This window comes from Streptomyces sp. CC53, from assembly GCF_001865245.1.
Taxonomy (GTDB): Bacteria; Actinomycetota; Actinomycetes; order Streptomycetales; family Streptomycetaceae; genus Streptomyces.
This window is the reverse complement of the sequence record NZ_MKXB01000071.1, coordinates 1-6,124: the sequence shown is the minus strand read 5'-3', so window position 1 is coordinate 6,124 and position 6,124 is coordinate 1. Positions and strand designations below refer to the sequence as shown.

The following is a 6,124-nucleotide window of genomic DNA, read 5'->3' as shown; positions in this document are numbered from 1 at the left end:
GCCCCCCGGCACCGGCTCCGCCCCCACCACGCGCCCCGGCACCCGCGCCCGCTCCCGGCCCCGCGGCGCCAGCCCCACCGCGTCGGCCCGCCGCTGCCGCCACACCGAGCGCATGGCCCGCAGCCCCCGCACCCTGCCGAACACCCATACCGAACGCACCAGCTCACGACCGTCCATGCCGCTCACCCTGCCACCCCGCGAGCCGCCCGGGGGAGCCGTTCAACAGCCGTTCACCCGTGGCGCCGCCACATGCCGGGCGGCCCGGGCGTGGGGGGAGAACCCTGGTGCGAACAACGATCACGTGGCATCGTCCTGTCAGCCGCGTCACGCGCACACCCCAGCCCGTGCGCGGGACGCACGCCATCCGCGTACAGCCAGGGAGCAACCTCCAATGACGACGACGTCAGCGACCGCGCACTCCGAACCGTCCGGCCCGCTGTGGCAGCCGGACCGGGACCGCATCGCCTCCGCCGCGGTCACCCGCTTCCAGGCCTGGGCCGCCGGACGGCACGGCGCCCCCGCCGACGGCGGCTACCCCGCGCTCCACCGCTGGTCCGTCGACCACCTCGACACCTTCTGGCGCGCGGTCGCCGAGTGGTTCGACGTCCGCTTCAGCACCCCGTACGAGCGCGTCCTCGGCGACCGCGCCATGCCCGGCGCCCAGTGGTTCCCCGGCGCCGCCCTCAACTACGCCGAGCACGCCCTGCGCGCCGCCGACCAGCGCCCCGACGCCCCCGCGCTGCTCCACGTCGACGAGGCCCAGGAGGTCCGCCCCGTCAGCTGGACCGAGCTGCGCCGCCAGGTCGGCGCGCTCGCCGATCAGCTGCGCGCCCTCGGTGTACGCCCCGGCGACCGCATCAGCGGCTACCTCCCCAACATTCCCGAGGCCGTCACCGCGCTGCTCGCCACCGCCGCCGTCGGCGCGGTCTGGACCTCCTGCGCCCCCGACTTCGGCGCCCGCAGCGTCCTCGACCGCTTCCAGCAGGTCGAACCCGTCGTCCTGTTCACCGTCGACGGCTACCGCTACGGAGGCAAGGAGCACGACCGCCGCGACGTGGTCGCCGAACTCCGCCGGGAGCTGCCGGCCCTCCGCGCCGTCGTCCACATCCCGCTCCTCGGCACGCAGGCACCCGAAGGCGCCCTGGAGTGGTCCGACCTGACCGCCGGCGACACCGAGCCCGTGTACGAGCAGGTCCCCTTCGACCACCCGCTGTGGATCCTCTACTCCTCCGGCACGACCGGTCTGCCCAAGGCCATCGTCCAGTCCCAGGGCGGCATCCTGCTGGAGCACTTCAAGCAGATCGGCCTCCACTGCGACCTCGGCCCCGAGGACCGGTTCTTCTGGTACACCTCCACCGGCTGGATGATGTGGAACTTCCTCGTCTCCGGCCTCCTCACCGGGACCACCGTCGTCCTGTACGACGGAAGCCCCGGCCACCCCGACACCGGGGCCCAGTGGCGCATCGCGGAACGCACCGGAGCCACCCTCTTCGGCACCTCCGCCGCCTACGTCATGGCCTGCCGCAAAGCAGGCGTCCACCCCGCCCGCGACCACGACCTGTCCCGCGTCGCCTGCGTCGCCACCACCGGCTCGCCCCTGCCGCCGGACGGCTTCCGCTGGCTCCACGACGAGTTCGCCGACGCAGGCCACGACCTGTGGATCGCCTCCGTCAGCGGCGGCACCGACGTGTGCAGCTGCTTCGCCGGAGCCGTCCCCACCCTCCCCGTCCACATCGGGGAACTCCAGGCCGCCTGCCTCGGCACCGACCTCCAGGCGTGGGACCCCCACGGCAAGCCCCTCGTCGGCGAGGTCGGCGAACTCGTGGTCACCAACCCCATGCCGTCCATGCCGATCCGCTTCTGGAACGACCCCGACGGCAGCCGCTACCGCGACAGCTACTTCGACACCTACCCCGGGGTCTGGCGCCACGGCGACTGGATCACCCTGACCGACCACGGCTCCGTCGTCATCCACGGCCGCTCCGACTCCACCCTCAACCGCCAGGGCGTCCGCATGGGCAGCGCCGACATCTACGAAGCCGTCGAACGCCTCCCCGAGATCAAGGAGTCGCTCGTGATCGGCCTGGAGGAACCAGGCGGTGGCTACTGGATGCCGCTGTTCGTCCACCTCGCCGAAGGCGCCGCCCTCGACGAGCAGCTCGTCGGCCGCATCCGGCAGACCACCCGCCCCGAACTCTCCCCCCGCCACGTCCCCGACGAGGTCATCCAGGTGCCCGCCGTCCCCCACACCCTCACCGGCAAGCGCCTCGAAGTCCCCGTCAAGCGCCTCCTCCAGGGCACCGCCCTCGACAAGGCCGTCAACCCGGGCTCCGTCGACGACGTCTCGCTCCTCCACTTCTACGAGGACCTCGCCCGCGCCCGCCGCAGCCCCGAGGGCTGAGGACCGGGGTCACTGTCAGTCCCCCTGGTTACGCTGAGTGAGCAACGATCATCGGCTGATCACCAGGGGGACCCATGACACACACCACCAGGACCGGCAGCACCGCACTCCGCCGCGCCCTGCGCCGCGAAGTGCCGAGCACCGTCGGCCTCCTCACCGACGCACACGACTTCGCGGCCATGCGCCGCTACCGCTCCTTCACCTTCGACGACCACACCACCTACCTCCGCGAGACCGAGCGCCTCCTGCGGACCCTCGCCACCACCGGCGGCCACACCACCGTCGCCCTCTTCGACCCCGAGGACTACGCGGCCTACTGCACCGAAACGGGCCTCGACCCCGACACCCCCGCCAGCCGCAGCCGGTACACCTCCGAGACCGCCGCCACCGGCGCCCGCCTCACCTACACCGGCCAACCCATCGACGAGCTCGTCCCCGCCCTCGTCGACACCGCCGCACGCCACGCCACCCGCGCGTACGCGGCGGCCCTCCTCGCCGACGCCGGACCGTGCGCCGAATGCGGCCAGGACATCGGCCGCGCCGCCTACGACCGGGCGACCCGCGCCGTCCTCCGCCTCCTCGACCGGGCCGGACCCGGCCGCCACCACCTCGTCTGCAGCCTCCCCGCCGGCGACGACCACCTCCTGGCCGTCCTCCACACCGCCCGCGGAGCCGCGCCCCCCACCGCACTCGACTCGGCCGACGCCACCGAGTTCCTCACCGTCCTCGCCGCCGGCCTCGCCCGCAGGTCACCCGGGGGACTCGTGCTGCGCACCACCAGCACCGGAGCACCCGACCGCCTCCACGGCTGGCGCCTCGACCACGGACGGCTCGTCCCCCTCACCGAAGCCGAGGTCTTCGACGCCTACTGCACCGACGCCCACACCGGAGAGCCCCTCCCACCCGAACCGGGCGTCACCTACCGCCCCGGATTCGACCTGGCTCCCGACGACGGCCGACCCACCCACGACTGACCCCGGCACGCGGACGGGGGCCTTCCCGCCCCACAACGGGAAGGCCCCCGAAACCGCGACCGGACGTGTCACGGCCGCAGCGGCTCACTCACCGGACAGCACCGCCTGCGCGGCGAGGCGCGCCTCCTCCGCCGACTCCGCCGCACGCGCCGCGGCAGCCGCACGCTCGCACTGCGCGAGCGTGTACATCGCCAGGGCCGCCCGCACGTACGGAATGGACGCCGCACCCATCGACAGGGAGGTCACCCCCAGACCCGTCAGCACACACGCCAGCAGCGGATCGGACGCCGCCTCACCGCACACACCGCAGCTCTTGCCCTCGGCACGGGCCGCCTCGGCCGCCAGCGCGACGAGGTCCAGCAGCGCAGGCTGCCACGGGTCCTGCAACCGCGACACCGCCCCGACCTGCCGGTCCGCGGCGAACGTGTACTGCGCCAGGTCGTTCGTGCCCAGCGACAGGAACTCGACCTCCTGCAGGATCGAACGAGCCCGCAGCGCGGCCGACGGGATCTCCACCATGGCACCGAACTTCGCCCGCAGCCCCGCCTCGCGGCACGCCTCGGCGAACGCCCTGGCGTCCGCCCGGTCCGCCACCATCGGCGCCATGACCTCCAGGTACACCGGCAGGCCCTCGGCGGCCTTCGACAGCGCCCGCAGCTGCGTCCGCAGCACCTCGGGATGGTCGAGCAGCGTCCGCAGGCCACGCACACCCAGCGCCGGGTTCGGCTCGTCGGCGGGCGTCAGGAAGTCCAGCGGCTTGTCCGCGCCCGCGTCCAGCACCCGCACGACGACCCGGCCCTCCGGGAACGCCTCCAGCACCTTCCGGTACGCCTCGACCTGCTTCTCCTCGGACGGCGCCTTCTTGCTGTCGTCCAGGAACAGGAACTCCGTGCGGAACAGCCCGACACCCTCGGCCCCCGCCTCGACCGCCGCCGGCACGTCCGCAGGCCCGCCGACGTTCGCGAGCAGCGGCACCTTGTGCCCGTCCGAGGTGGCACCGGGACCGGTGGACGCGGCGAGAGCGGCCCTCCGCTCCGCAGCGGCCTGCTCCATCGCGGCCCGCTTCTCGGCGCTCGGCTCGACGAGCACCTCGCCCGTGCTGCCGTCCACCGCGACCACGACACCCTCGGCCAGTTCGCACGCACCCGGCAGCGCCACCACGGCCGGCACGCCCAGCGCCCGCGCCAGGATCGCGCTGTGACTCGTGGGCCCACCCTCCTCCGTCACGAACCCGAGCACCAGAGAGGGATCGAGCAGCGCCGTGTCGGCCGGCGCGAGATCGCGCGCGATCAGCACGTACGGCTCGTCACTGTCCGGCACACCCGGCATCGGTACGCCCAGCAGGCGGGCCACGATCCGGTTCCGCACGTCGTCCAGGTCCGCAACACGGCCGGCCAGGTACTCGCCGGCCCCCGCCAGCAGCGCCCGGTACGCCGCGAACGCGTCGTACACGGCCCGCTCGGCCGTCGACCCCACGGCGATCCGCCGCTCCACGTCGGCCATCAGCTCCGGGTCCTGCGCCATCATGGCCTGGGCTTCCAGCACGTGCTGTGCCTCGCCACCGGCCAGGTTGCCCCGCGCTATCAGGTCGGCCGCCACGGCCTCCACGGCCTGCCGGGCACGCCCCTGCTCCCGCTCGGCCTCCTCGGCCGGGATCTGCTTGGCCGGCGGCTCCAGCACCGCCGTGCCCATGTGCCGTACCTCGCCGATCGCCACTCCGTGGCTGACACCGACGCCGCGTAGCGTTGTCTCCATCGTCACCGTTCACCGTCTCCCGTCGGGCGGCGGCCCTGTCCCGTCCGCCGCAGAATGAACCACCCCGTCGGCGCCGCCCCGCGGACGGCGCCCGGGTGCCAGGTCACTGCCAGGCGAAGAGCGTGTCGCCGGTCTTGAGATCGCCGTCCTCACGCAGGTCGGACAGCGAGTCCGCCGTCGCCTCCAGCGCCACGATCGGGCAGACCGGGGACTTGCCCGCGGCCTCGACCGCGGCAGGGTCCCAGCGCACGATCTCCTGGCCGCGCGCGACGGTGTCGCCCTTGTCCACGAGCAGCTCGAAGCCCTCGCCGTTCAGCTGGACCGTGTCGATGCCCAGGTGCACGAGCACCCCGTGGCCCTCGCCGTCCACGACCACGAAGGCGTGCGGGTGCAGGGAGACGACCACGCCGTCGACGGGGGCCACGGCGGCCGACCGCTCGCGCACGGGGTCGATGGCGGTGCCCGGCCCGACCATGGCGCCGGAGAAGACCGGGTCGGGAACGGCGGCGAGTCCGATGGCGCGTCCGACGAGCGGCGACGTCACGGTGGTCATGGAGGGCCTCCCAGAGGGCGGAGATGGTGTGTCGCCGTCACTGCCTGTCCCGGACGGCGTACTGTTCAGAGCGTATGTCATAGAAAGTCCGGGTTCCGCATAAGAGATGCCTCTTGGTAGCCCTCGCGTTCGCCGGAACGATTTGCCTCAACTACCGCTGCGGGGTAGTGTCGTTGCCCTGCCTGACGCCCGACGCGACTCTGAGCCGAGGGCCGGCAGCGACCGCCTGACAGGGCGAGATCCTAACTGGTCTACACCACTACTGGTCTACACCACTGCGCGTGTACGTCCTTGGTGGGGTGGTCAGGGAGGGTCCGAAACCCTGGTAAGGTCGTCGGGCCGGAAAGGGAAAGCGCGAAAGCGAAGAACTTCCGGAGAAGGATCCCGCTCCAGCGGGTGGCAGAAACGGAAAACGGATCTGCTAAGCTGGAAGCACCGAAG

4 protein-coding genes are annotated in these 6,124 nt (G+C 72.9%); 2 read left to right on the top strand and 2 right to left on the bottom strand.

The window, feature by feature from the left end:
• Positions 1-391 precede the first annotated feature (391 nt).
• A complete protein-coding gene (locus tag BJP40_RS06425) occupies positions 392-2,401 on the top strand; it encodes an acetoacetate--CoA ligase (RefSeq protein WP_071279347.1) in 2,010 nt (669 codons plus the stop codon).
• 74 nt (positions 2,402-2,475) lie between these two features.
• A complete protein-coding gene (locus BJP40_RS06420; protein WP_071279345.1) occupies positions 2,476-3,375 on the top strand; it encodes a hypothetical protein in 900 nt (299 codons plus the stop codon).
• Positions 3,376-3,459: 84 nt separating this feature from the next.
• Here the strand turns inward: BJP40_RS06420 and ptsP are convergent, their stop codons facing one another.
• Together ptsP and BJP40_RS06410 are read right to left on the bottom strand one after the other, a co-directional pair.
• Positions 3,460-5,130 (bottom strand): phosphoenolpyruvate--protein phosphotransferase, encoded by a 1,671-nt coding sequence (ptsP, locus tag BJP40_RS06415; protein ID WP_071279367.1) that lies wholly within the window; start codon positions 5,128-5,130, stop codon positions 3,460-3,462.
• Positions 5,131-5,233: 103 nt separating this feature from the next.
• A complete protein-coding gene (locus tag BJP40_RS06410; RefSeq protein ID WP_071279344.1) occupies positions 5,234-5,683 on the bottom strand; it encodes a PTS glucose transporter subunit IIA in 450 nt (149 codons plus the stop codon).
• Between the last annotated feature and the right edge of the window lie 441 nt (positions 5,684-6,124).